This is a genomic window from Nannocystis pusilla (genome assembly GCF_026626665.1).
In the GTDB taxonomy this organism is placed as follows: Bacteria; Myxococcota_A; Polyangia; order Nannocystales; family Nannocystaceae; genus Nannocystis; species Nannocystis pusilla.
Window position 1 is genome coordinate 10,847,297 of record NZ_JAPNKE010000002.1, and the last position, 22,758, is coordinate 10,870,054.

The window sequence follows — 22,758 nt, forward strand, 5'->3', positions numbered from 1 at the left end:
AGTTCCTGTGCCTAAGTTACTTGCCGAGGACCACGGTGCGGACGCGGTGGTTGTGGCTGTCGCTGATGTAGAGGGTGCCGTCGGCGTCGAACGCGACGCCGGTCGGGCGGTTGAGGCCGGCGTCGACCGCGGGCCCCCGGTCGCCGCTGAACTCGGCGCGGCCGTTGCCGGCCACGGTGGTGATGACGCCCGACTCGACGTCGAGGACGCGGACGCGGTGGTTGAGCTCGTCGGCGATGTAGAGCCGGCCGTCGGGGCCGATCTCGATGTCGCGCGGGTTGTTGAGCTTGGCCGCGGAGCCGGGGCCGTCGTCGCCGCCGTAGCCGGCCTCGCCGGTGCCCGCCACCGTCTCGATGGTGTCGGCGGCGAAGTCGATGCGGCGGATCGCGTGGTTCAGGGTGTCGGCGACGTAGAGGCGGCCCTTGGCGTCGAGCGCCAGGGTGCCGGCGGGCGGCGGGTTGCTGCCGGGCGGGAAGTGGAACTTGGCCGCCATCGGCGCGCCGCCGTCGCCGTCGTAGCCCATCTCGCCGGAGCCGGCCACGGTGCTGAGCATCGAACCGTCGGCCGAGAGCAGGCGGATCCGCTGGTTGCGCTGGTCGAGCAGGTAGAGGTTGCCGTCGCCGTCGAGCACGCCGCCCGAGGGCTGGTTGAGCCGCGCGTCGGGGTCGCCGATCGGCCCGCCGTCGCCCGCGTAGCCGGCCCCGCGCCCGATGATCACGTAGGCCTTGCCGGTCTTCGGGTCGTAGCGGCGGAGCTTGTGGTTGTGCCACGAGACCAGCAGCAGCGTGCCGCTCGCCTCCTCGAGCATCTGCGTGGGGTGGTTGAGGTTGATGTTGGTGCCGGCGGTGCCCGGCGGCATCAGGTCGGACAGGTCGAACGGGCCGTCGCCGACGAAGTCGGTGCCCAGGACGGTCTTCAGCGTGCCTTCCTCGGTCAGGAGGCGGACCTGGTGGTTGTTCCAGTCGAGGATGTAGAACTCGCCGCCCTTGGTGATCGTGACGTCGATAGGCCAGTACAGGCGGGCCTCCGACAGCGGCTCGTCGTCGCCGTTGAAGCCGGCCTCGCCGTCGCCGGCCCAGGTGCAGATCGTGCCGGCGGTGGTCGGGCAGGGCGGGGGGCCGTCGCTGTCACATGCGGACGCGAGGGCGACGACTGCGAAGAGCGAGAGGAGCGGTTGGCTGCGTGTCATCTGGGGGTACCGATGCTTCGTGCTAAGGGCTGGTTCAGCGTTCACTGTGGGAGCGGGGCGCCGTAATGGGTGAGCAGTCCGTCGCTCAGGTTGCCGGTGTAGATCCGGCCCCCCACCGCCCAAATCTCGTCGGCGGGATCGACGTAGACGGCATGGTACTCCAGCGGCGTGGTCGGAGCAGCCTCGATCGCGGTCCAAACACCGTCATCCCCGCGCTCCCAGACCGCACCCTCGAGCCCGACCGCGACCGTGGCGGATTCGCTCGCGTAGACCCCCGCGAGCTGCGGGACCTCGCCCTTCGGCGTGACGTCGCGGGCGCCGTCGTCGCGGAGCTCGACGATGTAGCCCGAGACCGCACCCCCGACCGCGAACACGTCACCGCCGACTCCGTGCACGGTGAACAGCGGTCGGTCGGACGGCAGCTCGATGCGGCTCCAGGTGCCGCCCTTGTAATGGAGGACGACCCCGCCGTAGCCGACGAACCACAGATCGTCGGCACGCGATCCCCAGACCTTGAAGCAGGCGAAGCCTTCCGTCAGCTCGGGGGTGAGGTCCGCCGGCGCAGCCCAGGCGGCGCCGTCATAGCGCCAGATCACGCCGGCGGTGTTCTGATCGTTGCTGCCGCACGCCCATACGTCGTCCTCGGCCAGCGGGAACACGCCGTAGAGGCGCTCGGGAGACGGAGCCGTCCATGACTCGAAGGACATGTCCTCTCGGTCATATCGGAGGATCCGCCCGCCGTCGCCCGCCATCCACACGCCGTCGCCCCGGCCGCTGACCCACCACAGATGGCCGGGGCTGCCGGCGTCGAGCTCGGTCCAGGTGGCACCGTCCCAGTGCTTGACGGCCGGGCCGTCGCCGGCGTCGGCGCCGACCACCCAGACATCCTCGGGGCTGCTGCCCCACACGCTCATCAGCGCCCCGGGAAGGCCCTTTTCGACGATCTCCCAGGTGCCCTCGGCGGGCGAAGGCTGCGGACAGGCGGACAACGAAATAAGACAGGCGAAGGCGGCGCGACGCATGGCGCGACGGTAGCACACCGGCGCGACCGGCGGTCGCAAGCCCGCGCGCCGCCGACCCCGGCGCGACTTTTGTGGCATGGTCGCGCGATGCAACGGCTCACGAGCTCGGTCCAGATCACGCTGCGGCTGTTCGTGGTGGCCCGCTGGGTGATGCTCGGGCTCATCGCGCTCGGCTGGACGCTGCAGGCGGTCCGGCCGACGCTGTTCCGCCAGATCGTGTCGTGGTTCCCGCCGCCGCCGGAGCCGATCGGGACGAGCATCGTCGTCGTGCTGATGGCGGTCGCCAACCTGTGGGTGTCGCGGCAAGTGTTGGCCCGCGGGCGGGCGACGATGTCGCTCGCGGGCACGCACCTGCTGCTCGACACCGCGGCGCTGACGGCCCTGCTGGCGCTGTCGGGCGGGGTCTCGAACGCGTTCACGAGCATGTACTTCGTGCCGATGACGCTGGCGATCCAGCTGTCGCCGGGCTGGGCGTGGGCGATCGGCGGGGCGTGCCTGCTCGGGTTCGCCAGCCTGTTCGTGCTCGGCCCGGCGCCGGTCGGCCCACCCGGCCACGAAGAGCACTTCCTCGGCCACATCCGCGGCATGTGGGTGGCCTTCGGCATCTCGGCCGCGTTCGTGATCTACTTCGTGCACCGGATCGCGCTGTCGCTGGCGCGTCAGCGCGCCGAGCTCGAGCGGCTGCGCATGACGGCCCAGCAGGACCGCCAACTGGCCGCGCTCGGGACCCTCGCGGCCGGCGCCGCCCACGAGCTCGGCTCGCCGCTGGCGACCATCGGCGTGCTGGTGGCCGACCTGCCGCTGATGGAGCCGCGCGAGCAGACCGAGGCGATGCAGACGATCCGCCACGAGCTGGCCCGCTGCAAGCACATCCTGCAGCAGATGTCGTCGCCCGAGCTGCGCGTCGGCAGCCTGGCGGCGTCGGCCGAGGCGTGGCCGCTGGCCGAGCTCGGCGAGGCGCTGCGCTCGCTCGGCAACGAGGTGACGATCGAGCTGTCGGCGGCCGGGGCGACGGCGACGACGACGCAGCCGCAAGAAGTGGTGCTGCAGATCGTGCGCGCCGTGGGCACCAACGCGATCGACGCCTGCCGCGCCAAGCCGGGCAGCGCGGGCGTGCGGGGGACGATCGACGTGGCGGCGGACCACGCGCTGCTGCGTGTGCGCGACGACGGCGTGGGCATGCCGCCGGAGGCGGTGGCGGCCGCGTTCGACCCGTTCTTCTCGACCAAGCCGGAGGGCAAGGGGATGGGCCTGGGGCTGTTCCTGGCGCGGGCCCACCTGCGCAAGCTCGGCGGGACGATCGAGCTCGAGTCGGAGCACGGCCGCGGGACCACGACGACCGTCCGCTTCCCGCTGCGCGAGGCCCTGCGCGAGGGTGCGACCGACGGTCGCGGCGGTTGAGGCCGCACGCCCGCAGACTTGCCGCGACGTCACCGGCGCGGGATGCTTGCGGCGGAGGAGCGCGGGATGTCGGAGGCAGAGGACAGCCACAGCACGGTGCTCGTGGTCGACGACGACAAGCCGTTCTGCGCCGCCCTGGCGGGTTCGCTGCGCCGCCGCGGCTGCGCGGCGATCGTCGCCCACAACTTCGACGACGCCATGGCCGAGGCGGAGGCGTGGGCGCCGGACCGGGCGGTGGTGGACCTGCGCATGCCGGGCCGCGGCGGCCTCGAGCTGGTGGCGGCGCTGCGCAAGCTCGACCCGACCATGGCGATCGTGGTGCTGACGGGGTTCGGCAGCATCGCCTCGGCGATCGAGGCGATCAAGCTGGGAGCGACGTACTACCTGACCAAGCCGGCCGAGCCCGACGAGATCCTGCGGGCGTTCGAGCGCGTCGAGCCGACGATCGTCGAACCGCCGAGCCCGCACGCGGCCAAGCCGCTCGACGAGCTCGAGTGGGAGCACCTCCAGCAGGTGCTCACCGACTGCAACGGCAACGTGTCGGAGGCCGCGCGCCGGCTGGGGATGCACCGCCGCAGCCTGCAGCGCAAGCTGGCCCGCGGGCGGCCGTCGCACGAGCCGCCGGAAGCGCCGTGAGCGCGGCGGGGCGGTTCGCGCTATAGTCGCCGGGTGCCCCGCCTGTTCATCGGGATCGATCTGCCACCCGGCGTCGACGACCACCTCGAAATGATGTGTTACGGCCTGCCCGAGGCTCGCTGGGAGGGCGCCGACAAGTTCCACCTGACGCTGCGCTTCATCGGCGAGGTCGACGGCCGGGTCCATCGTGAGATCGTCGACGCGCTGCAGGAGCTCGACAGCCCGTCGTTCCTGCTCGGCCTCAAGGGAATGGGCGTGTTCCCGCCGCGCGGCCTGCCGACGTCGGTGTGGGCCGGGCTCGCCGACCCGGGCCCGGTGCTCGCGCTGCGCCAGAAGGTCGACGCCTGCCTGCGCAAGGTCCCCGACGTGCCGGCCGACCCGCGCAAGTTCACCCCGCACGTGACCATCGCCCGCACCGGCGACTGCGAGCTCGACGACGTGATGGTCTACATCACCGAGCACGCGCTGATGCGCACCGAGCTGTTCCCGGTCGAGCGCGTGCTGCTGTTCTCGAGCACGAAGACGCACCGCGGCTCGGCCTACCGCATCGAGGCTGCGTTCCCGCTGCGACCTGTCTGAAGGGCCATGTCCTCGCCGCGCCCGCCCATCCCCTGGCCGGCCGTGCTGCGGCGCCTGGTGGTCGCGGCGGCCTCGCTGGTGCTGGTGGCGGCGCTGGTGTTCGCGACCTTCGAGTGGCTGGCCGACCCGGCCGCGCTGCGCCTCGGCCGCGGCGCCAGCCCCGAGGCGCGCGAGGCGCTGCGCGCGGCGATGGGGCTCGACCGGTCCTTCGGGACACGTCTCTTGGAACATGTCGCAAGAGCCATCACGTTCGACTTCGGCCCGAGCCAGGCGCGCGGCGAGCCGGCCGGGGCGCTGATGCTGCAGGCGCTGGGGCCGACGCTGGCCTACGCGCTGCCCGGTTGGCTGCTGGGGACGGCGGCGGCGGTGCTGGGAGGGCTGGCGGCGGCCCGCCGGCGCGGGGTCGACCGCGCCCTGTCCGGGCTGTCGACGGCGGTCATCAGCACGTCGAGCGTGATCGTGGTGGTGCTGGCGCAGCACGTGCTGGCGCACCGCCTCGGCTGGTTCCCGGTGCTCGGCTGGCCGCTCGCGGGCGCCGGCGCGAGCCCGCTGGCGTACGTGATGCTGCCGGCGCTGGTGTGGGCGCTGCTGCAGTGGGGGCCCGACGTGCGCCACTACCGGGCGGTGTTCGAGCGCGAGCTGGCGGCGCCGCACCTCGACGGCCTGCGCGCGCGGGGCGTGCCGGAGCGGCGGGCCTTGCGGCACGCGCTGCGGGCCGCGGTCGGGCCGATCGTGGCGCGCGTCGGCCAGCGGCTCTCGCACGTGGTCGTCGGCAGCGTGGTGATCGAGGAGCTGTTCAACATCCCCGGGCTCGGCGCGCTGCTGGTCGCGGCGATTCACGAGGCCGACGCGGCGCTGGTGCAGGCGATCGCGGTGGCCACGGCAGCGGTGACGATCGCCGGGCAGGCGCTGTGTGACGGGGTGGTGTGGCTGGTCGACCCGCGGGTGCGGCGGAGGGACGTGGCGTGAGGTGGACGGGCGAGATGCGGCGCTTCGTATGTCCTCGGGGACATGTCGTGGGATTTTCGGCCGCGGTGTGGGCGCTGGAGGGCGTCGCATGTTGATGTTCTCCGGGACATGTTCTCGAAGGGCATGTCACTGACGGCGGAGGCGGCGGGTGACGCGAGCGCTGGGACACGCGGGCAGGCTGGCGCTGCTCGGGCTCGGCGGATTCGTGGTGCTCGCGCTCGGAGCGGCCGCGGGGCTGTGGGCCCAGGCGTGGGACGTTCCGGTCGGTCGGCCTTACATGTCCCCAGGGACAGACGCATGGCTCGGCACCGACGCGCTCGGCTACGATCTGTTCGCCCAGGCAGTGCAGGGGGCGCGGGTGTCCCTGGTCGCGGGGGTCGGCGGAGCGGCGGGCGCGGTGGCGGTCGGCGGGGCGCTGGGAGCCTGGGCGGGCCTGCGCGGCGGGTGGACCGACCGGCTGCTGTCGGGGGCCACGGACGCGTTCGCAGCGGTTCCCCCGGTGGTCGCGCTGCTGGCGATGGCCCTGGCCTCGAGCCAGGTGTGTCGACGGTGGTGGTGGCGATCGCGGCGACCCAGTGGACGGGGGTGTTCCGGGCCGCCCGCGCGGAGGGCCAGCGGTTGCGCGCTGCCGACTACTACCGCGCGGCCCAGGCGATGGGCGCGGGCACGCTGCACCAGATCGGCTGGCACGTGGTCCCGGCGTTGCGGCCGGTGCTGTTGTCGGCGCTGGTGGTGCTGTTCGCCCATGCGGTCAAGGTCGAGGCGTTGCTGGCGTACCTCGGCGCGAGCGCGCCCGAGCTGCCCAGTTGGGGGAAGCTGCTGGCGCGCAGCGGCAGCGAGCTGGCGCGCGGGGTGTGGTGGCCGACGCTGGCCGCGAGCGCGCCGCTGGCCCTGCTGGTGCTGTGCGCCCAGGTGCTGGCGGACCGCTCGGGCCGGCGCAAAGAGTGAGGCTTCGTCCAAGCGGTTCGTGGGAGCTGGTCTTCGGGTCATGTGATGCGGCCTGTCGCGGGGTGAGGTGCGCGCGACGACGACGCGAGCGAGGGCCGCGGCTGGGCCATCGTCGAGGTCGACCCCGCATGGGCCTCGGCGCGGTGCGGCGCCGACCCGGCCGAGGTGCTCGCGGTGCTGCGCGGTTGTGTGGTGGCAGCGCAACCGACACCACCCCGGCGCCGAGTTGCGGCGAGCTCGGGGCTCCGTGCCGCGGCGGGCGAGGCTGCGCGCTGGCTGTGTCCGCGCGCGACGCCGTAGCGAACCGTCGACGCGCCGTGATAGTGGAGAGCGGACGTCGCGAGCGCGCTGTTCCGCCGATTCTTCGACCGTCTGCCCGTGCGCACGCTCCCGAGCGACGGTCAGCTGCATTTGCTCAGCGACGCGGAGCTCGCGGCGGTCCGGCGCACCCATCGCGTCGCCGTGGCCAGCGCGGCGGCGATGAGCGTGGTCGGCTTCCTCCTGTACTTCATGCCGGTCTACAGCGCTCCCGAGCTGTTCCCCTCGGTCACTGTGTCGCTGTTCGGCGGCGACCTGGCAGTACCGTGGGCCGAGACGCTGTGGGGCCTGCTCCTCATGGTGATCGAGATCTACGCGCTGGTGCTGCTCAACCTGTGGGGCGTCCACGAGATCGCCGCGGCGACCGGGTTGCTCGGCCCGCACAACAAGGCGGAGGTCGCCGGCACGCTCATCGACATCGGCCTCGAGAACAAGCACCGCGGGCTCCTCAAGTACGGCATCGATCCGTTCCTCGGCGTCAATCCGACGCTGCTCTTCCTGGTCAACCTGCTCTTGCGCCTGAAGGGCTGGCTCGGCAGCAAGATCCTCCGCTACGCGGGGCAGCGGCTGCTCGGACGCTTCGCCGTGCGCGAGGTGCTCGACTTCGCGGGGATGCCGATCTACATGGCCATCAACGCCTGGAGCACGCATTCGGTGCTGCACGAGGCCAAGGTGATCATCATGGGCCAGAAGCTGATCGAGCACCTGTGCGTGCGTCTGCCCGCCGATCTGGCGCAGAGCCCGGAGGACAGGGCGCTGCTTTACGACACGTTCCGCTTCATCGCCGTCAGCAAGCGCGATTTCCATCAGAATCACTTCGCGCTGACGAAGGCGCTCATCGATCGCTACGCGATCGCCGTCGAGCCGAATCAGGGCTCGCTCGAGGATTACCTGGCGCGGCTCACCGCGGCGCCGGAGAGGTTGCGTCGCGCGGCGGTGCTGCTGATCGTCATCGGGTTCCTGCTCGACGGCCAGATCTCGTGGCGCGAGCGGCGACGGATCCGCGAGCTCGCGGAGCGCGGCGTGTTCCGCTTCACCGCGGGTGAAGTTCGCGCGATGTGCCGCGACTTCGTGCGCGGGGCCGGGATCGAGGCGCTGCTGACGCGTCAACTGGCGCCGACGTGAGTCTGCATCAGCGGAGACGGTCGACAGCTCCGGACCGGGTTGGCGCTGCTGCGCGATGCCGACCGTATTCGAGGATTTCGTCGCCGTCCCGGGGGTCTGCGAGGTCGTGTATACGCCGCCGCGGGCGGGTGCGCCGACGCTGCTGGTCGAGCTGCCGCACGGCGCCACGCGTACCGCCGATTACGAGGCCGCGCGCGCGCCTCACGGGGACGCTGCCCGATAACCTCGAGGCGTTCTTCTATGTCAATACCGACATCGGCACCCCCGAATCGGCGCAGTGGCTCGGCGAGGCGCTGGCGGCCGAGGGCTACGGTACGTTGATTCTGCGCTGCCTGGTGCCGCGGACCTTCATCGATTGCAACCGCGTGGTGCTGGGGGCGCCGGCGGGGGCGGTGGTCGACGGGCTGACGCCGGCGTTCGCGGCGTACATCGAGGAGCCGGCCGACCAGGCGCTGCTCGCCGAGCTGCACGCCACCTACCACGCGCTCACCGAGCGAGCCTATCGGCGCCTGTGCGGGGCGGGCGGGCTGGCGCTGCAGCTGCATTCGTACGCGCCGCGGTCGGTCGGTATCGACCGCATCGACGGCCAGATCGTGACGGCGCTGCGCCGCGCGTACGAGCCGGCGGTCTACGAGACCTGGCCCGAGCGGCCCGCGGTCGACCTGATCTGCGCCGATGGCGAGGGCACGATGTGGTCGTCGCCGGAGCTGGTCGGAGCGGTGCGGGCGGCCTTCGCCGCCATCAACGTCGACGCGCGCGAGAACGAGACGTACAAGCTCCACCCCGCGACCATGGGCTATCAGTACGCGCGGGCCTATCCCGGCCAGGTGCTGTGCGTCGAGCTGAATCGCGGGCTGCTGGCCGAGCCGTTCGTGCCGTTCGGCGAGTCGCCGATCAGCCCCGTGAACGTCGAGCGCATGACGCGGCCGCTCGCCGTGGCGCTGTCGCAAGCGCTGGCCCGGCAGGTCCGCTGACCCCGGCGCGGGGTCGCCCGGCGCCTGATGCCGGGGGCTGCTCGCGGCGAGACAGCCGGCCACGAATGTGCGACGGTCGAAGGGATGCAGCGCCGCGATTCTGAGGAAACGAGCCCCGGCCGCCGCCTTTTGCGAGCGGCGGTGCTGTTGTCGTCGACCGGCCTCGCCGCGGTCCTGATCTTGCGGGCAGGCGGCATGACGGGCTGTGACGGGCCCGCCTCGCCGCCACCCCATCAACCGGCGACACCGGCGCAGCCACCCGCTTCCGAGGCCGCCAAGACGGCGCCCGCGACCCAAGCCGCGGCGCCCGCCGTGCAGGCCGCGAACGCCCCCGGTCCGGGGCCGCAGCCGGGGACGCCGCCCGCGGAGAGCAGGGCGGCCGACAGCCCCGAGCCGAGGAACCTCGAGGTCGGCAAGAATTACTTCCCGGCCTCGAAGGCGGGGCCGGCGATCCACCCCGAGCCGCTCCTCGAGCCGGCGCGGGAGCCCGCGGTGCAGCAACAGGCACCGCAGCCGCAGCAGGCGGCGCCGCAGTGATCGAGCTGTTCCTGGCCACGGTCGCCAGCGCGGCCGTGTTGGCGGCGATCTACGGGCCGCTGGAACGGATGTTCCCGGCTCGCCCGGAGCAGGCGGTGCTGCGGCGGGAACTGGCGATCGACGCCACCTTCTTCCTCGGCCAGTACCTGGTGTTCTCGGCGGTCGCGGTGACGGTCCTGACGTGGATGGACTACGCGCTCGCCGGCCTGTGGCCCATGTCTCTTCGGACATGGTCGATGGGACTTCCGCTATGGGCCCAGATCGTCCTGGCATTGGTGCTCGGCGATCTGCTGACCTACTGGTTTCACCGCGCCTGCCACTCCTGGGGCCCGCTGTGGCGGTTCCACGCGGTGCATCACAGCTCCGAGGAGCTCGACTGGTTGGCGGCACACCGCGAGCACCCGGTCGACGGTGCCCTGACCCAGCTGTGCGTGAACCTGCCGGGCATCGCGCTCGGTCTGCCGTTCGCGGCGCTCGGCGGGCTGGCGATGTTCCGCGGCCTGTGGGCGATCCTGATCCACGCGAACGTGCAGCTGCCGCTCGGTCCGCTCGGACTCGTGCTCGGGGCGCCGGAACTGCACCACTGGCACCACGCCCGCGTCGATCGGACCCGGCACAACTTCGCCAACCTGGCGCCCTATCTCGATCTGCTCTTCGGGACATATCATCGCCCGCGCGGCCCGGAGACTTACCCGCTCGGCCTGACCGAACCGTGGCCGCGTCGCTACCTGGCGCAGCTCGTGCGGCCGTTCCGGCGCGGTTAGGGGCGAGGTCCTGGCGCGAAGCGTCGGGCATGGCGAGCCTCAGAACACGCGCACCCGGCGGCAAGCCAGACGGAAGCCCTCGCCCGTCATCCCGGCCGCGCGAGCCGCCGCGATCTTGGTGCGATGGGCGCAGAGTTGGTGGCGGAAGTAGAGCGTCTCGAAGCCGGCGACGGCCTCGTCGTGGGTGCTGTGCATGAGCGCGGCGACCCGGGCGAGGTTCGGGTCGAGGTCGCGACCGAGGCCGAGGTCGGCGCGCTCGATCACCGCGCCTCCCGTGACCAGTCGAGCGCGCTCGACCACGAATTCGAGCTCGCGCACGTTGCCCGGCCACGAGTACTCGCGCATGGCGGCGACGGCCTCGGCCGACAGCATGCGGCTGCGGCCGTCGACGCCGAGGCGGGTCAGGAGCCGTTCGGCCAGGAGGACCACGTCGCGGCCACGCTCGCGCAGCGGCGCGAGCACCACGTGAAAGCCGCTCAGGCGCGCGTGGAGGTCGCGGTCGAACAGGCCGGCCGCGGCCAGGCGTTGCAGGTCGCGCCGGGTGGTGGCCAGCAGTCGCACCGGCGTCGAGGCGATGGCGCGCTCGAGGACCGTCTGGATGGCCAGCGGGAGCTCGTCGATGGCCTGCAAGAGCAACGTGCCGCCGCTGGCCTCGGCGAGGCGGCCCCGACGCGTGGGCGTGCCGAACAGCTCGGCGTCGATCTGCTCCCGCGGCATCCGGCGCAGGTCGACGACCACGAAGTTCGTGTCCCGATCGGGACCCATGAGATGGAGGCTACGGGCGGCGAGCGCTTTGCCGGTCCCTGCTTCGCCCGAGAACAGCCCGTGACAGCGTCCCGGACGGGCCATCAGCTCGGCCAGGCGGTGGAACGTCAGCCGCATCGGCGGGCTGTGGCCGTCGAGGTCGCCGAAGCGACAGAAGGGCGGCAGGGGGATATCGAGAAGCTCGAGGGCTACCAGCTCGAGGCGAGTGCCGCCGATACAAAATCCTGTCCCGGGCACGAGCCAGGCCTCCCGTACCCGCATGTCGCCGACGAGCACCCCGGTGGCGCTGTCGAGGTCGCGGACGATAAGCGCCCCCCGCTGCGGGGTTAGCTCGAAGTGCATGTCGCTGACCCGGGGATCGCGGAGGTCGAGGTCGCACAGCTCGCTGCGGCCCCCGCGGACCGGAGGGCCCGCGACATCGAGATCGAAGGTGAACAGGCGGCCGATGTCGGGCCCGGCGGCGACGCGCAGCACGACGCGATGGACGACGCGCTCGGGCTTTTGAAGGGACATGTCCTGAAGGACGAGCCCGGAATTCATGGCGGCAGTGAGGTCGCGGATAGGTGGGGTGGGGGCAGGACAGTGCTCGGTCATGCGCAAGGACTCCTGGTCGTCGCGGCCTCTGCAGATCGCTTGCCAACCCGTAAACGACCGCTGAGGCGGACTTGGGCGCTCGATTCGGAGGAGCCCCAACGCGGGTTGGGCAGCGCTGGCGGGGACCACCCACTGGAGTTGGGGGATGACATGGCTTCGGAGACAGGTGAGTGCGAGGCCGCCGGCGATGGCGTCCATGACGACGGTCGCGGCGAAGGCCCGGGGTCGTGCCCCTGGGGGTGATGAAGCCGGCTCCGCGGCCGCGGCTGCTCCGGAGCCAGAGGCCCGGTGTCGCCTGTGGAGGAGGCTCTGTCCGGGCCGCAAGTCCATGACCCCGAAGGCGTGGGCCAGGTCGGGACGACTTCGTAGCGCCGAGCCCCGCTCATGAGCGGTGAGGATGCGATCGCCGCCAGGTGAGCCAATCCGAACGGAGCGCAGCGACGCAGGTCGAGCAGCGTGATGGCGACATCGCACGAAAGACGCTCGTAGCGAGCGCGGTGGACGTGGCCCGAAGGGCGGGAGCCGAGATGAGACTGCAGGCGAAAGCCAGGCAACGCGGGGAGAGGCGCGAGCATGGGGCACTCCTGTGAGGGTCGAGCGCGAACCATGCGGGGAAGCTAATTGAGACCGTTATGAAGTGCCACGATTTAATCGATGCAATTTTATTTGGGGATGGACTACTGTGATTGCGTGGTCCCAACTGGATTTGGTGAGGAAGCACGAATTGCCGCGCTGGTGCGGAACAGGCGAGGCGATATGCTGGATCCGTGTTCCCAGTGATTCACAGCTCGGTGCATGCGACGCGTAGTAGCGACGCGAAGCCGCTGGGCGTCGGCGCCGAGGAGATGTCCGTCGCGGGAGCGCCCAGGGCTCGCCGGGACGGAGCTCGGGTCCGATGAAGAGGCTTCACCTCGCGCGCCCGCGGGACCTGCTGCGCTCCGAATCGGAGCGAGGCCGTCCTGGCGGCGCTCTCGCGGCGTCACTCGCCGATGATCTTGATCAGCGCCCGCTTGCGGCGGCGTCCGTCGAATTCGGCGTAGAAGATCTGCTCCCACGGCCCGAAGTCGAGCTTGCCGTCGGTGATGGCCACGACCACTTCACGGCCCATGAGCTGACGTTTGATGTGGGCGTCGCCGTTGTCCTCGCCGGTGCGGTTATGCCGGTAGTGGCTGGTGGGCGCGTGCGGGGCCAGGCGCTCGAGGAAGTCGTCGTAGTCTTGGAGCAGGCCCGGCTCGTCGTCGTTGATGTACACGCTGGCGGTGATGTGCATCGCGTTGACGAGGCAGAGGCCTTCACGCACGCCGCTCTTGCGGACCGCGGCCTCGACCTGCGCCGTGATGTTGAGGTAGGCGCGTCGGGTGTCGGTCTGGAACCCAGCTCTTCGCGGTACGACTTCATGCGCGCGAGCGTCGCTCACTTGGCCGAGGAGTGCCAGTGGGGCATCGAGCCGTGCGGGGAGTGGAAGTAGCGGGTGGGCGAGACGTAGCGGAAGTTGGTGACGCGGCTGGTGTAGATGCAGGCGTAGCTCTCGACCTGGGCGCCGAAGCGGCTCGAATCGCGGCGGGCGGCGAAGACGGAGCCCCAGTAGGGGTTGAAGGCCTCGTCGACGTCGGCGATCCGGCGTTCCAGGGTCGTTGCCATCTCCTCTTCGTACTTGCGCAGGCGGTCGAAGCGGCGGCGGACCTGGATGCGGGTGTCGGCCAGCAGGCTCTCGGCGGCCTCGGGGGCGACGCCCTGGCGGACCAGATCGTCCGGAGTCATGCGGGCGAGCAGGCGCGACAGGTAGCGCTGGGCCGAGAGCTCGTCGGCCAGCGAGATCCGCAGGGACGAGCTGCTCGACCTCCTTGAGCGCGATCTGGCGGTCGCGGCGGATGCCGAGCTCGTGCTCGAGGTCCTCGACGACCAGCGCGGTGCGCCAACCGGAGCTCTTCTTGCTGCGGACGATGTCGCCGTAGATGTGGTCGCCGACGTAGAGCACCTCGTCGGGGTGGACGCCGAGAGAGGCTTGCAGCCCGAGCTGATTGCCGCCGTTGTAGATCCGTCCACGGCGCGGCTCGCCGGTGGGGCGTCCGAGCGGGTTGGCGGTGGCGTCGAGCTCCTGGAACGGTTGGTTGCCGGTGAAGAACTCGGGCTTGCGGGCGCCGACGATGACCCAGTCGAAGTAGTCGCGCCAGGTGGCGTAGGCCGACATCTGCCCGCCGAGGACGTAGCCGAGCACCGATTCGGTGTAGGGCAGGAGGCTGTTGGTGAGGAGAAACAGGCGTTTGCCGGCGGAACGGAACTTGTGCAGCGTCGGCCCGAGCTCGAGGTCGAGCTGGAAATAACGAGGCAGGTCGGCCTGGATCAGGTCCTTGAGCGAGCCGTCCTGGTGGGCCTGGTCGATGCACTCGCGCACGTCGTTCCACGCCTGCGCGTAGGTCGGCGGGCCGGAGGGCCACAGGTCGGGGCGCTGGTCGATGCGGTCGACGACCTCGGCGTACATCGTGACCTCGGGCAGCGCGAACAGGGTGTCGACCGGGGCGAATCGCTCGCGCTCGGTACCGAGGCGCTGGGCGCGGTAGAGGGCCTTGCGCGTCGGTTTGGGCAGCAGGTTCTTGCCGTGATAGGCGCGCCCGACATAGCCGTGGCGGTCCATCTTGATGATGTTGCCGTACGTCTTGTCGACCACGAGGCCGCGGATGGCGAACGCCGGATCGGCCTGCATGTCACGCAGGGCTTCGGGGTAGCCGCGCGCGATCAACTTGTCGAGGGTGCAGCGGATCGACAGCGCCTCGAGCTCCTCTTGGCGGTAGAGCGCGAGGGTGTAGTCCATGTCGAAGCCGATGACGCTGATCTGGTCGAACGCGAGATCGCGGTTGGTGAAGATCCGGCGGGTAAACGGAGCCTCGAGGACGAGCTCGCCCTCCTGAAGCACTCTGCGGATGGGAGACGGGAGCCCGCTGGCGATCGACATGGGGGGACGTTCAGGGTAGCAGCGCAGCCCGCTGGTGGCGGAGCGTTTCCCGGATTGCGCGGATCCGCAAAGCCTCGTAGTTTAGGAGGTAGCGAGAGCGCGCATGCATCAAGCCGCCAAGGAGCCTGCTCCGCCCAGGGACGAGCGCCGTGTGCTCTGGTACCTGCGCAAGATCCCGCTGCTCGAGGGCGTGGGCGGCGAGCACCTGAGAGCGCTCGCCGCGGTGGTAGAGATCAAGGAATTCCGCCGGCGGCAGATCGTGTACCTGCCGGGCGATCCGGGCGAGCACGTGTTCTTCCTGCAGGGCGGGCGGGTCAAGTGCAGCAAGGTGTCGCGCGACGGCAAGGAGCTGACCCTCGATTATCACGGTCCGGGGGCGTTCTTCGGCGAGTTGTGTGTGTTCGCGGGCGCGCCGCGCGAGGAGATGGCAGAGGCGATGAAGAACGCGATCGTGGCGCTGTTGCCGCGAGAGCCGCTGCGGGACCTGATCTTCGCCGACTCGGTGCTGGCGTTCCGCTTCGCTCAGGTGCTGGCGCAGAGGCGGCGCAGCGCCGAGACCAGGCTGGAGCACTTCGTGTTCCGCGATGTTCACGCCAAGCTGGCGGCGCTCCTGCTCGAGCTCGGCCGCGAGTACGGGCACGAGACGGAGGATGGGATCAAGGTCGACCTCAAGATCACGCATCAGGAGATGGCCAACCTGATCGGATCGACGCGAGAGACCATTTCCCTGGCGCTGGCGAGCTTTCGCAAGCGCAACCTCGTCCATCTGCTGGGACGCACGGTCGTGCTCGTCGATCGCGAGGGCCTCGCGGCGCTCTGTTGAGCGGCCCTGGCTCGGCCTCGCTGGAGGCTCCGGCGGCGGGGGCGCGAGGCTGTGAGACGGACGAGGTCGAACCCCGGGAGTCGGTCCGGTGTCAGCAATCGTTTGCTGGCTCAGGGTTCGTCGCGGTCGCTGAGCTCGACGCCGATGAACTCGGACAGGACGCCGAACTTGTACATCGGCACGCGACCGAGCTCGCGCATGACGACATTCCCCTGCGGATCGAGGACCACGAGAGCAGCCTCGCCGGCGGGGATCTGAAAGGCCGCGCGAGCCTCGGTGCTGTCAGGTGCGGTCTTCCAGCGCTTGAGCTCGGCGCCGTCGATCTGGCCGACGAGTTGCGCGCTGACCTTGCCCGCGTCGAGCTTCGCGTCGCTGTCGACGACGATGCCGGCCAGCCGCACGTCGGGCTTGGCGAACTGCTTCATGCTGTCGTCCGTGCTGCCGTCGAAGCCCTGCTTGCCGCCAGGGATGTCCTTGCGGGCGACCGGGCCCCCGAGGAAGACGAAGGCGCAGGTGCGACCGGCGCAGGCGGCGTTGTCGAGCTCGCCGACCTTGAAGGCGGGAGCGGGCGTCGGCGCAGGCAGCGTGGCGCCCAACAGGTCGCGCAGTTTCTCGATCTCGGCGGGCTCCATTTTGCCGCTGTGGCGGTAGACGACGGCGCCGCTCGGATCGAGGACGACGATCCCCACGTGGCCCTTCGGCAGCTTGAAAGTCTTGGTGACGGCGCCCTGAAAGTCGATGTAGAGCGGCAGCCGCAGCTCGGGCCGCATCGGCCCGACGAACTCCTCGATCTTCGAGGCGAGCACGCCGAAGCCCTCGGCGTCGCCGACGGCGAAACCGGACACGGTGTCCGGATAGTTCCAGCGGGCCATGGCGCGGCTCATGGCCGACGACTCGCGTGCGGCCATGCTCTCGCGATCCTCGACGATGATGTAGACGGTGCGGCCCTTGAGATCGGCGAGCACGAGGTCGCCGAGGCCGCCGCCTCCGGGAATGACGAGCTTCTGCGGGTCGGCCTCGGTGACGTTGATCGGCGGCAACTCGTCGGGGATCTCCTCGGCGCGCGAGCGCAGCATCCAGGCGACGAGGCCGAGGAGGATCAAGACCAGGAGGACGAGGCCGAGGGCGATCTTGCGGAGGATCGACACGAGGTGGGCAGTATATCGGCGGGGCCCGCGGGCGCCACTTCGCAGGCGGGGGCGAAGACGGGAGATTCGCCGCCGCGTGCCTGGCGACGACGTGAGCGATCGATCATGGCCCAGGCAGCTTTCGCCGACGAAGAGGGGCCTTCAGGGGTCCGCGAGGCTGGCCTTGAGCACGCCGACGCGCAGCGAGCCGCTGTCTTGCAGACATGCGAGTGGGACGGCCGGTGCGTCGAGGTTGCCGCCGAGGCTGGGCATCAGCACCACGGCGCGGCACGACAGCGGCTCGGGATCGACGAGAGGAAGGACGTAGGTGCGCATCCCGTCGCCCAGCACCAGGCGCACGGGGGCGGCGTCTCCGTAGGGCAGGAGGAAGGCGGAGTAACCGAGAAGGACGCCGGCGGCCGGCTGGGCGGTGATACGAGCGTCGGGCAGCTTGTCGGCGGGGACGGTGACGGCGGTGTTCTTCGGCTTGCCGCTGGTACCGAGGAAGGCGAGGCCGATGCCCCGGTCGGGGGTGACGGCGGCGACGGTGCGGGCGCCGAGGTTGCTGGTGATCGTGGTGAGCACCGCGGGTGCGCCGGGCGACAGGTCGATTTCTTCGCCCGGCTCCGAGATGAGGGCGGCGCCGGCGTCGGAGAGCGTGAGGAGGCCGGTGACGCGCTGACCGAGGCGGACGGAGATGCTGGCGCCGAGGCTGAGCTGCGGCAGGGAGAGCGCGGGCCCGAGAGCGTCGAGGTCGAGCGGCTTGGCGGTCGAGACCCGCTCGGGGGCCGCCCAGCTGCTGCGATCGCTGCTGCGACGCACGTGGGCGATGGCCCGATCTCCGGGGTGGGCCGTCTCGGCGTCGTCGGCGGCCAGGAACTCCGTGAGCAGGACGTCGCCGAGGAGGAACGGCCGGCCGAGCGCGGCGAACTCCGCGTCCCGAAACAGGTCGGCCGACAGATCGACCGCGGTCTGCAAGGGGCCGATGTTGGGCTCGGGGGAGATCGTGAGGTCGCGGGTAACGATGGCGTCGCCGGGCATGCCGCGGCGGTACGCGACACGGACGACCGCGCCGTCGCTGCCGGGCGCCGGGGGCAGGACGATCGCGGCAATGCCTGGTCCCAGAGACATGACCTCAGGGACATATCCCTTGAGCGTGGTCTCGAGCACCGGCGTGTCTGCCCAGGCGCCCTCGTCGGCGCGGTACAGGCGGAGCGTGGGGTCGAGGCCGCCGGAGACGACGCCGAGGAGGATGTCCGGAGCGGCGCCGCTGGCGAGCAAGGCGTCGCCCACGTCGCGCGGCTCAGGGTCGAGCTCGGTCCACACCTGCGGCAGCGGATCGTCCGGCGCGCCGACGTTCATGGTCAACGCGGCCGAGAAGCGCGGGCCGTCGGGGGTGAGCGAGGCCAGCTGCAGGGTGTGGGTCCCGAGCGCGAGGGCGCCGTGGAGGAAGAGCCGCAGGCGATCGTCGGTCAGCTCGCCGAGCGCGCTGCCAGGGCCGAGGGTGCCGGCGGTCTGGCCGTCGATGAGCAACTGGGTGTTGCCGAGCGTGATTTTCTGGACGACGATGTCTTTTGGGACATGTTGCGTGCTGGCGACGAGGAAGTCGCCGAGCGCCGGGTTGAGGAAGGCCGGGTCCGGGACCTCGCTGGAGTCGGTGTCGCTGCCCGCGTCCGTGTCGCTGCCGGTACCTGCGCCCACCGGTTCGCCCTCGGGTCGACAGCCGAGCGAGCAGAGGCCGGCCCAGAGGGCGAGCGCGGCAGGACGCAGGGGCCCACGAGGGAGCACGTCCCAGGCGTATCGCGCCTGAGCGGGGTCGCCAAGGGGTGTCACCCGGACGTCGTGATCGTCCAGACGAGCACCGCGAGCACGGCGTGGCCGGCACCGAGAGCAAAGCCGGCCCAGCGCAGGCGCGCGGCGCCCGCGAAGAAGAGCGGGAGGCACAGGCCCAAGCCGATGAGGAACAGCGGGAGGGCGTCCTGGGCGAGGGGGACCTGCAAGTCGAGGAGCGCCCGGCCGCCGAACCACAACAGGGCGAGTGCGCCCCACCAGGCCCCACGGAGCGCGAGCGCGCGCAACCCTGCCCGGTGCTGCCACAGGATGTCGGCGACGCGGCGCAAGGCGTGGGCGCTGACCTCGCCGAAGCGACGGCAGCCACGGCCGATAGCGAGCCCGGCGACGCGCGACAGGCGAGCGAATTGGGCGAGAGCGCGCAGGCTCAGGTGCGAGAAACGACGGAGGCCGCCGCTGCTCAGCTGGGAGAGGCTGCGGAGACCCCGCCCGCCGGCCACGGCGGAGCGGCCGAGCTCGCTGGCCCCGCGATCGATGCCCTTGCCCATGCCTTCGAGGGCGCGCTGGGCCACGGGCATGAGCGCCCGACCGCGTTCGACGACGAGTTGCCCGGCCCGCCGCCAGGCGATCCGGGTCCGCAGGCGCGAGGGAAGGCCGCGCACGACGAGGGCGCCGCGGCGAAGTTGGTTCATCAGCCAGCGCGTGTGTCGGCGTGCTGCGGCCTGGGCGGGGGGCCGGCGGCGCCGGTTGCCCTGGCCGGCGCGAACGGAGGGCCGGGGAGTCACGCGGCGAGTGTGCGCCGGCGGCGGGCAGGGACCAGTACTCGGCGCAGGGCGCTGTCGATCGCGCGGCCGCAGCGGGCTGTGCCAGATGCTAGGCTCGCCATCGATGTCGTTCGTCGCGGCGATCTGGCTGGCGCTGGCGCCGGCGGGGTGGGAACCCCGACCGCCCGACCCGCCCACGGTGTGGGCCCAGGCGGGCAGCCGGCCGTGGGGTCAGTGCCGCGAGCTCGAGCGGACCGCAGAGATCGCGGTCGCCAAACAATCGGTCGGCGCGGATGGGCCGAACGTGTGGGCGGAGCGGGCCCGGTTGTGTCCGGGGGCGCCTGCGGTCCTGGTGGCGGCCGCGATGCTCGAGCTGACGCAGGTGCCGAGCTTGCCGCCGCTGGCGGAGCTGGCCGGAGAAGTCGGGGCGCTGGCCGAGGCCCAGCGCCAGAGCCGCAAGCGGGCGGCGCAATGGCTGGCAGCGGCGCGGGACGAGGCGGCCCGCCGCGGTCAGGCGCCACCGCCGATGACGTGGATCATGACGGCGATCGCGGCGATCGGGCTCGGCGACGCGACGACTGCACGGGCCGCCCTGGCTCAGGCGGAATTGCGGGCGGAGGTCGAGGGCTACCGCATCGATCGGCTGGCGGCCGTGGCGGCGCTCATGGCCGGCGATCTGGCCCACGCGTTGGCCCTGGCGCACCGGGCCCGCGAGCGAGCGGCCTCGCGCGAGCAAGTGCGGACGACGCTGCTCCTGTCGCTGGTTTACGACCGCAGCGGCGCGGCCGACGCCGCTCAACGCGAACTGACGCTGCTGCGTCCGCTGGCATCGAGCGCCGAGCGGATGGCTGTCGATGCCCTGCTGCCGCTGCACGAGCGCCTCTATCTGGCGGCGATCGAGCAGGTCGCGTTCAAGAACCCGGCGAACGCGAGCTTGTTGTTCAAGGGCTATCTGGCGTGCCCGGAGCCCGAGGAAGCAGAGCGGCGGCTGGTCGAGCGGCGGTTGGCCGAGCTGCGTCCGATGTGACGCCGGCGCGCCGGGCAGGTGCGACGAGACAGGGCTCGGCAAAGCGCTGCAGCGCGTCGCGCAGCGGGGCTGGGCGAGCGGAGGCTCGCTGGGTCGCGTCGGAGGCGAGGTGGGAGCCGGCTGGGCGTTCACCCGCGGTCGCCGGGACGCGACGAGGCCCCCGAAACATGGCGGAAAGGCCATGTCCCAGAGGCCGGGTTCTCCGGGACATGGCGGAGAGGCCATGTCCCGGAGGCCATATTCTCACTTGCGCCAGGTCAGCGCAGCTTGAGCCCGTCGGCGCTGCAGCTCCAGGCGAACTTGTCGCCGAGGATCAGCGGGGCGTGGACGTTGCACAGCGACTCGGTGTCGGTGCCGGGGACGGCGAACGCGGGGATCGCCGCCGGGTCCTGATCGCGGCTGGGCACGCCCGACAGCATGAACTGCGGGGTGCTGAGCAGCATGCCGGCGAACCGGCGGGCGCCTTCTTCGAGCTGGCCGGTGTCGGCCCCGCTCATCGGGGTGTCGAGCGGGAGACCGATGACGCCCTCGATCGCGGCGATCTCGGCCGGTCCGTCGATGGTCGGTTCGGTGATGAGGCGGTCCTTGATCGCCGCCGCGATGTCACCCACGGTGGCGCCGGGGACCATGCTGGCCTCGACCAGCATGAGCTCGATCCACTCGTACTGCGCGCACGCCTGGCCGAGCGGGCCGGTGCAGCCGCCCTGCATCGGCTGCTTGGTGCCGCTGGCGAGCTGGTTCTCCCACGACAGCAGGCCGTTGAAGTCGACGCCGTTGAAGCCGTTGATCGCGTCCTTGAGGAAGACGCCCTGGTCGCGCAGGAAGTTGATGCCCGGGTAGTTCCACTCGTTGTCCTGGACCTGCTGCACCGGCAGGTCCCACCACATCGCCCGCATCGCCGACTCGATCAGCACCCAGGCGCTGTAGCGCTGGACGCGGTCGCCGACGCCGTTGCCGCGCATGTTGGGGTCGGCCGCGGTGACCGAGAACGGGTCGAACACCGCCTTCATGGGGTACGAGGTCGAGGCGTCGCACAGGTCGGGCGCCTCCTGGTTGAAGTAGGGGTGCGTGACGATCTCGACCAGGAGGGTCCGCAGCGAGTACTCATCGGAGATGAAGGCGTCGGCGAGCTCGCCGAGGATCTCGCGCTGCTTCTCGTTGCGCGGGAAGCTGTGCGCGAGCGTCAGCGGGTAGCCGAGCATCTCCTTCCACACGCCGTTGGCGATGTTGACGGCGGTGAGGTACGCGAGCGCCTGGTCGGGGGCGACGCTCAGGTCGCCGTCGACCATGAGGCCCTCGCTGGCGAGGGTGGCGAAGCCGGTCTTGAACAGCGGGTCGATGTCGAACAGCTGGCCACCCTCGGGCAGCGCGCCGCCGAGGTAGCCGGGGATGCCGAGGATGTCGCCGTCAGTGCCCGGGTTGAAGCGGCCGCAGCTGCCGCTCCAGCCCCACGGCTCGACCGAGCCCTGGTCGTCGACGAAGCCGGTCCAGCGGAAGGCGGCGTACACCTCTTCCTCGGGCCGGCCCTTCGGGTCGCCGTAGATGGCGCCCTCGAAGTCGCCGGGGAGCGCCCAGAAGTGGTTGTACTTGGGGTCCGGGTTGTAGGTGACCGACTCGGTGCTGGTGTGGCACTCGAGGCAGCCGCTGCGGCGGCCGAGGTAGCTCGATTCGAAGATCTCGCCGTAGTTCGAGCGCGCGTTGACCTCGAACTCCTCCTGGGTGATGTTGGCGCCGGACAGCGGCCGGGCCATGCGCGCGAACATGTCGGCGCGGTACATCGGGCTCAGGTCGTCGAGCCGCAGGGAGCTCATCATGACGTCGCCCATCGTGAACGGCGGGCCGAAGCTCGAGCCCTGGGCGTCGTTGTCGCGGATGTAGGCCGCGAGGTCGCCCTTGTCGCCGGCGCCGGTCATCTGCGAGTAGCAGCCGTAGTTCGACTTGGTCTCGAGCCGGTTGATCTTCAACTGCTCCCAGAAGAAGGTGCGCCAGCGGTGGAGGTAGAGGTCGCCGCTGGCGAGCCCGCGAGCGACGATCGCCCGCCCGTCCTGGCCCTTGGCGTCGAGCTGCTCGATCGCGCTGACCAGCAGCTGGACCTCGCGCATGCCCTCGGGCTTGCGGCCCTGCAGCAGCGGGATGATGCGCTTGACGAACGCCTCGTCGCCGGCGTCGCACGACTCCTCGCCGTCACCGGCCGGCGGCGGCTCTTCGCCAGGATCGCCGCCGGAGTCGCCGCTGGTGCTCGCGGTGTCGCTGGTGGTCGGCGTATCGCTGGTGGTCGGCGCGCTGTCGGTCGCGGTCGGGTCGCTGTCGGTCGAATCGACGGTGGCCTGGCTGACGCCCTCGGTGGCGGTGGAGGAGGCCCCGGAGTCGTCGTTCGGACATGCCGTGAGAGACATGCACGCGAGGACAGATGCGAAGAGAGGAGCGTAGTTGGGATGAAGTCGGGTCATGA

The 22,758-nt window shown here is 71.1% G+C and carries 19 protein-coding genes and 2 pseudogenes; 11 read left to right on the forward strand and 10 right to left on the reverse strand.

The features are described 5' to 3' along the window. Positions 1–16: 16 nt before the first annotated feature. Together OV079_RS47950 and OV079_RS47955 are read right to left on the reverse strand one after the other, a co-directional pair. A complete protein-coding gene (locus tag OV079_RS47950; protein WP_267776851.1) occupies positions 17–1,189 on the reverse strand; it encodes an NHL repeat-containing protein in 1,173 nt (390 codons plus the stop codon). Positions 1,190–1,230: 41 nt separating this feature from the next. After that, on the reverse strand, positions 1,231–2,211 hold the full coding sequence (locus tag OV079_RS47955) for a beta propeller repeat protein (protein WP_267776852.1): 981 nt from the start codon (positions 2,209–2,211) through the stop codon (positions 1,231–1,233). An 87-nt stretch (positions 2,212–2,298) separates the two neighbouring features. Between OV079_RS47955 and OV079_RS47960 the strand changes: the two genes are divergently transcribed. The 9 genes from OV079_RS47960 (at position 2,299) to OV079_RS48000 (ending at position 10,462) form a co-directional block, all read left to right on the forward strand. Then, positions 2,299–3,612, forward strand: a complete 1,314-nt coding sequence (locus OV079_RS47960) for a sensor histidine kinase (RefSeq protein WP_267776854.1) — start codon at positions 2,299–2,301, stop codon at positions 3,610–3,612. Positions 3,613–3,678: 66 nt separating this feature from the next. After that, positions 3,679–4,248 carry a response regulator transcription factor gene (locus OV079_RS47965; RefSeq protein WP_267776855.1) on the forward strand — a complete coding sequence of 190 codons (570 nt, stop codon included), beginning with the start codon at positions 3,679–3,681 and terminating at the stop codon, positions 4,246–4,248. Positions 4,249–4,281: 33 nt separating this feature from the next. Further along, positions 4,282–4,827, forward strand: a complete 546-nt coding sequence (gene thpR / locus OV079_RS47970) for an RNA 2',3'-cyclic phosphodiesterase (protein WP_267776856.1) — start codon at positions 4,282–4,284, stop codon at positions 4,825–4,827. 6 nt (positions 4,828–4,833) lie between these two features. Further along, the gene (locus OV079_RS47975) at positions 4,834–5,796 is read left to right on the forward strand and encodes an ABC transporter permease (RefSeq protein WP_267776859.1); all 963 of its coding nucleotides are present in this window, start codon (positions 4,834–4,836) and stop codon (positions 5,794–5,796) included. A gap of 540 nt (positions 5,797–6,336) precedes the next feature. Beyond that, positions 6,337–6,744, forward strand: a complete 408-nt coding sequence (locus OV079_RS56845; RefSeq protein ID WP_267776862.1) for an ABC transporter permease subunit — start codon at positions 6,337–6,339, stop codon at positions 6,742–6,744. A gap of 348 nt (positions 6,745–7,092) precedes the next feature. Continuing rightward, positions 7,093–8,187 carry an LBF_2804 family protein gene (locus OV079_RS47985; protein ID WP_420829598.1) on the forward strand — a complete coding sequence of 365 codons (1,095 nt, stop codon included), beginning with the start codon at positions 7,093–7,095 and terminating at the stop codon, positions 8,185–8,187. Positions 8,188–8,315: 128 nt separating this feature from the next. After that, positions 8,316–9,161, forward strand: a complete 846-nt coding sequence (locus OV079_RS47990; protein WP_267776865.1) for an N-formylglutamate amidohydrolase — start codon at positions 8,316–8,318, stop codon at positions 9,159–9,161. 312 nt (positions 9,162–9,473) lie between these two features. Further along, a complete protein-coding gene (locus tag OV079_RS47995) occupies positions 9,474–9,698 on the forward strand; it encodes a hypothetical protein (RefSeq protein WP_267776868.1) in 225 nt (74 codons plus the stop codon). Continuing rightward, positions 9,695–10,462, forward strand: coding sequence for a sterol desaturase family protein (locus OV079_RS48000; protein WP_267776869.1), 768 nt, complete (start codon positions 9,695–9,697; stop codon positions 10,460–10,462). Before OV079_RS47995 ends, OV079_RS48000 begins: the two co-directional genes overlap by 4 nt. Positions 10,463–10,501: 39 nt before the next feature. Here the strand turns inward: OV079_RS48000 and OV079_RS48005 are convergent, their stop codons facing one another. The 4 genes and pseudogenes from OV079_RS48005 to OV079_RS59850 form a co-directional block, all read right to left on the reverse strand. After that, a complete protein-coding gene (locus OV079_RS48005) occupies positions 10,502–11,767 on the reverse strand; it encodes a sigma-54-dependent Fis family transcriptional regulator (RefSeq protein ID WP_267776871.1) in 1,266 nt (421 codons plus the stop codon). A gap of 1,033 nt (positions 11,768–12,800) precedes the next feature. Beyond that, positions 12,801–13,219, reverse strand: a pseudogene (locus OV079_RS59840) (secondary thiamine-phosphate synthase enzyme YjbQ). A gap of 15 nt (positions 13,220–13,234) precedes the next feature. Then, positions 13,235–13,582 carry a 5'-nucleotidase domain-containing protein gene (locus OV079_RS59845; protein WP_420829599.1) on the reverse strand — a complete coding sequence of 116 codons (348 nt, stop codon included), beginning with the start codon at positions 13,580–13,582 and terminating at the stop codon, positions 13,235–13,237. Positions 13,583–13,661: 79 nt separating this feature from the next. Beyond that, positions 13,662–14,774 (reverse strand): annotated as a pseudogene (locus OV079_RS59850) (HAD-IG family 5'-nucleotidase); the annotation flags it as partial. 103 nt (positions 14,775–14,877) lie between these two features. On the opposite strand from OV079_RS59850, the gene OV079_RS48015 reads away from it, so the two are divergent. After that, positions 14,878–15,597: a Crp/Fnr family transcriptional regulator gene (locus OV079_RS48015; protein WP_267704129.1), complete on the forward strand. Its 720-nt coding sequence runs from the start codon at positions 14,878–14,880 to the stop codon at positions 15,595–15,597. A 110-nt stretch (positions 15,598–15,707) separates the two neighbouring features. On the opposite strand, the gene OV079_RS48020 is transcribed toward OV079_RS48015, so the two are convergent. The 3 genes from OV079_RS48020 to OV079_RS48030 all read right to left on the reverse strand — a co-directional run bounded on the left by OV079_RS48020 (position 15,708) and on the right by OV079_RS48030 (position 19,207). Next, positions 15,708–16,745 carry a YtfJ family protein gene (locus OV079_RS48020; RefSeq protein WP_267776874.1) on the reverse strand — a complete coding sequence of 346 codons (1,038 nt, stop codon included), beginning with the start codon at positions 16,743–16,745 and terminating at the stop codon, positions 15,708–15,710. A gap of 141 nt (positions 16,746–16,886) precedes the next feature. Next, positions 16,887–18,425: a hypothetical protein gene (locus OV079_RS48025; RefSeq protein ID WP_267776876.1), complete on the reverse strand. Its 1,539-nt coding sequence runs from the start codon at positions 18,423–18,425 to the stop codon at positions 16,887–16,889. Positions 18,426–18,553: 128 nt separating this feature from the next. Further along, a complete protein-coding gene (locus OV079_RS48030; protein ID WP_267776878.1) occupies positions 18,554–19,207 on the reverse strand; it encodes a hypothetical protein in 654 nt (217 codons plus the stop codon). A gap of 436 nt (positions 19,208–19,643) precedes the next feature. On the opposite strand from OV079_RS48030, the gene OV079_RS48035 reads away from it, so the two are divergent. Then, positions 19,644–20,306 carry a hypothetical protein gene (locus OV079_RS48035; RefSeq protein WP_267776880.1) on the forward strand — a complete coding sequence of 221 codons (663 nt, stop codon included), beginning with the start codon at positions 19,644–19,646 and terminating at the stop codon, positions 20,304–20,306. A 257-nt stretch (positions 20,307–20,563) separates the two neighbouring features. Here the strand turns inward: OV079_RS48035 and OV079_RS48040 are convergent, their stop codons facing one another. Then, a complete protein-coding gene (locus OV079_RS48040) occupies positions 20,564–22,756 on the reverse strand; it encodes a hypothetical protein (protein WP_267776882.1) in 2,193 nt (730 codons plus the stop codon). Positions 22,757–22,758: the final 2 nt, after the last annotated feature.

What these genes read in the sequence shown, in the direction of transcription:
- OV079_RS48015 (WP_267704129.1), top strand. Translation starts at nt 14,878, where the DNA reads ATGCATCAAGCCGCCAAGGAGCCTGCTCCGCCCAGGGACGAGCGCCGT.
- OV079_RS47965 (WP_267776855.1), top strand. Translation starts at nt 3,679, where the DNA reads ATGTCGGAGGCAGAGGACAGCCACAGCACGGTGCTCGTGGTCGACGAC.
- OV079_RS47975 (WP_267776859.1), top strand. Translation starts at nt 4,834, where the DNA reads ATGTCCTCGCCGCGCCCGCCCATCCCCTGGCCGGCCGTGCTGCGGCGC.
- OV079_RS48035 (WP_267776880.1), top strand. Translation starts at nt 19,644, where the DNA reads ATGCTCGAGCTGACGCAGGTGCCGAGCTTGCCGCCGCTGGCGGAGCTG.
- OV079_RS48030 (WP_267776878.1), bottom strand. Translation starts at nt 19,207, where the DNA reads ATGAACCAACTTCGCCGCGGCGCCCTCGTCGTGCGCGGCCTTCCCTCG.
- OV079_RS47955 (WP_267776852.1), bottom strand. Translation starts at nt 2,211, where the DNA reads ATGCGTCGCGCCGCCTTCGCCTGTCTTATTTCGTTGTCCGCCTGTCCG.
- OV079_RS48005 (WP_267776871.1), bottom strand. Translation starts at nt 11,767, where the DNA reads ATGAATTCCGGGCTCGTCCTTCAGGACATGTCCCTTCAAAAGCCCGAG.
- OV079_RS47950 (WP_267776851.1), bottom strand. Translation starts at nt 1,189, where the DNA reads ATGACACGCAGCCAACCGCTCCTCTCGCTCTTCGCAGTCGTCGCCCTC.
- OV079_RS47960 (WP_267776854.1), top strand. Translation starts at nt 2,299, where the DNA reads ATGCAACGGCTCACGAGCTCGGTCCAGATCACGCTGCGGCTGTTCGTG.
- OV079_RS59845 (WP_420829599.1), bottom strand. Translation starts at nt 13,582, where the DNA reads ATGACTCCGGACGATCTGGTCCGCCAGGGCGTCGCCCCCGAGGCCGCC.
- OV079_RS48040 (WP_267776882.1), bottom strand. Translation starts at nt 22,756, where the DNA reads ATGACCCGACTTCATCCCAACTACGCTCCTCTCTTCGCATCTGTCCTC.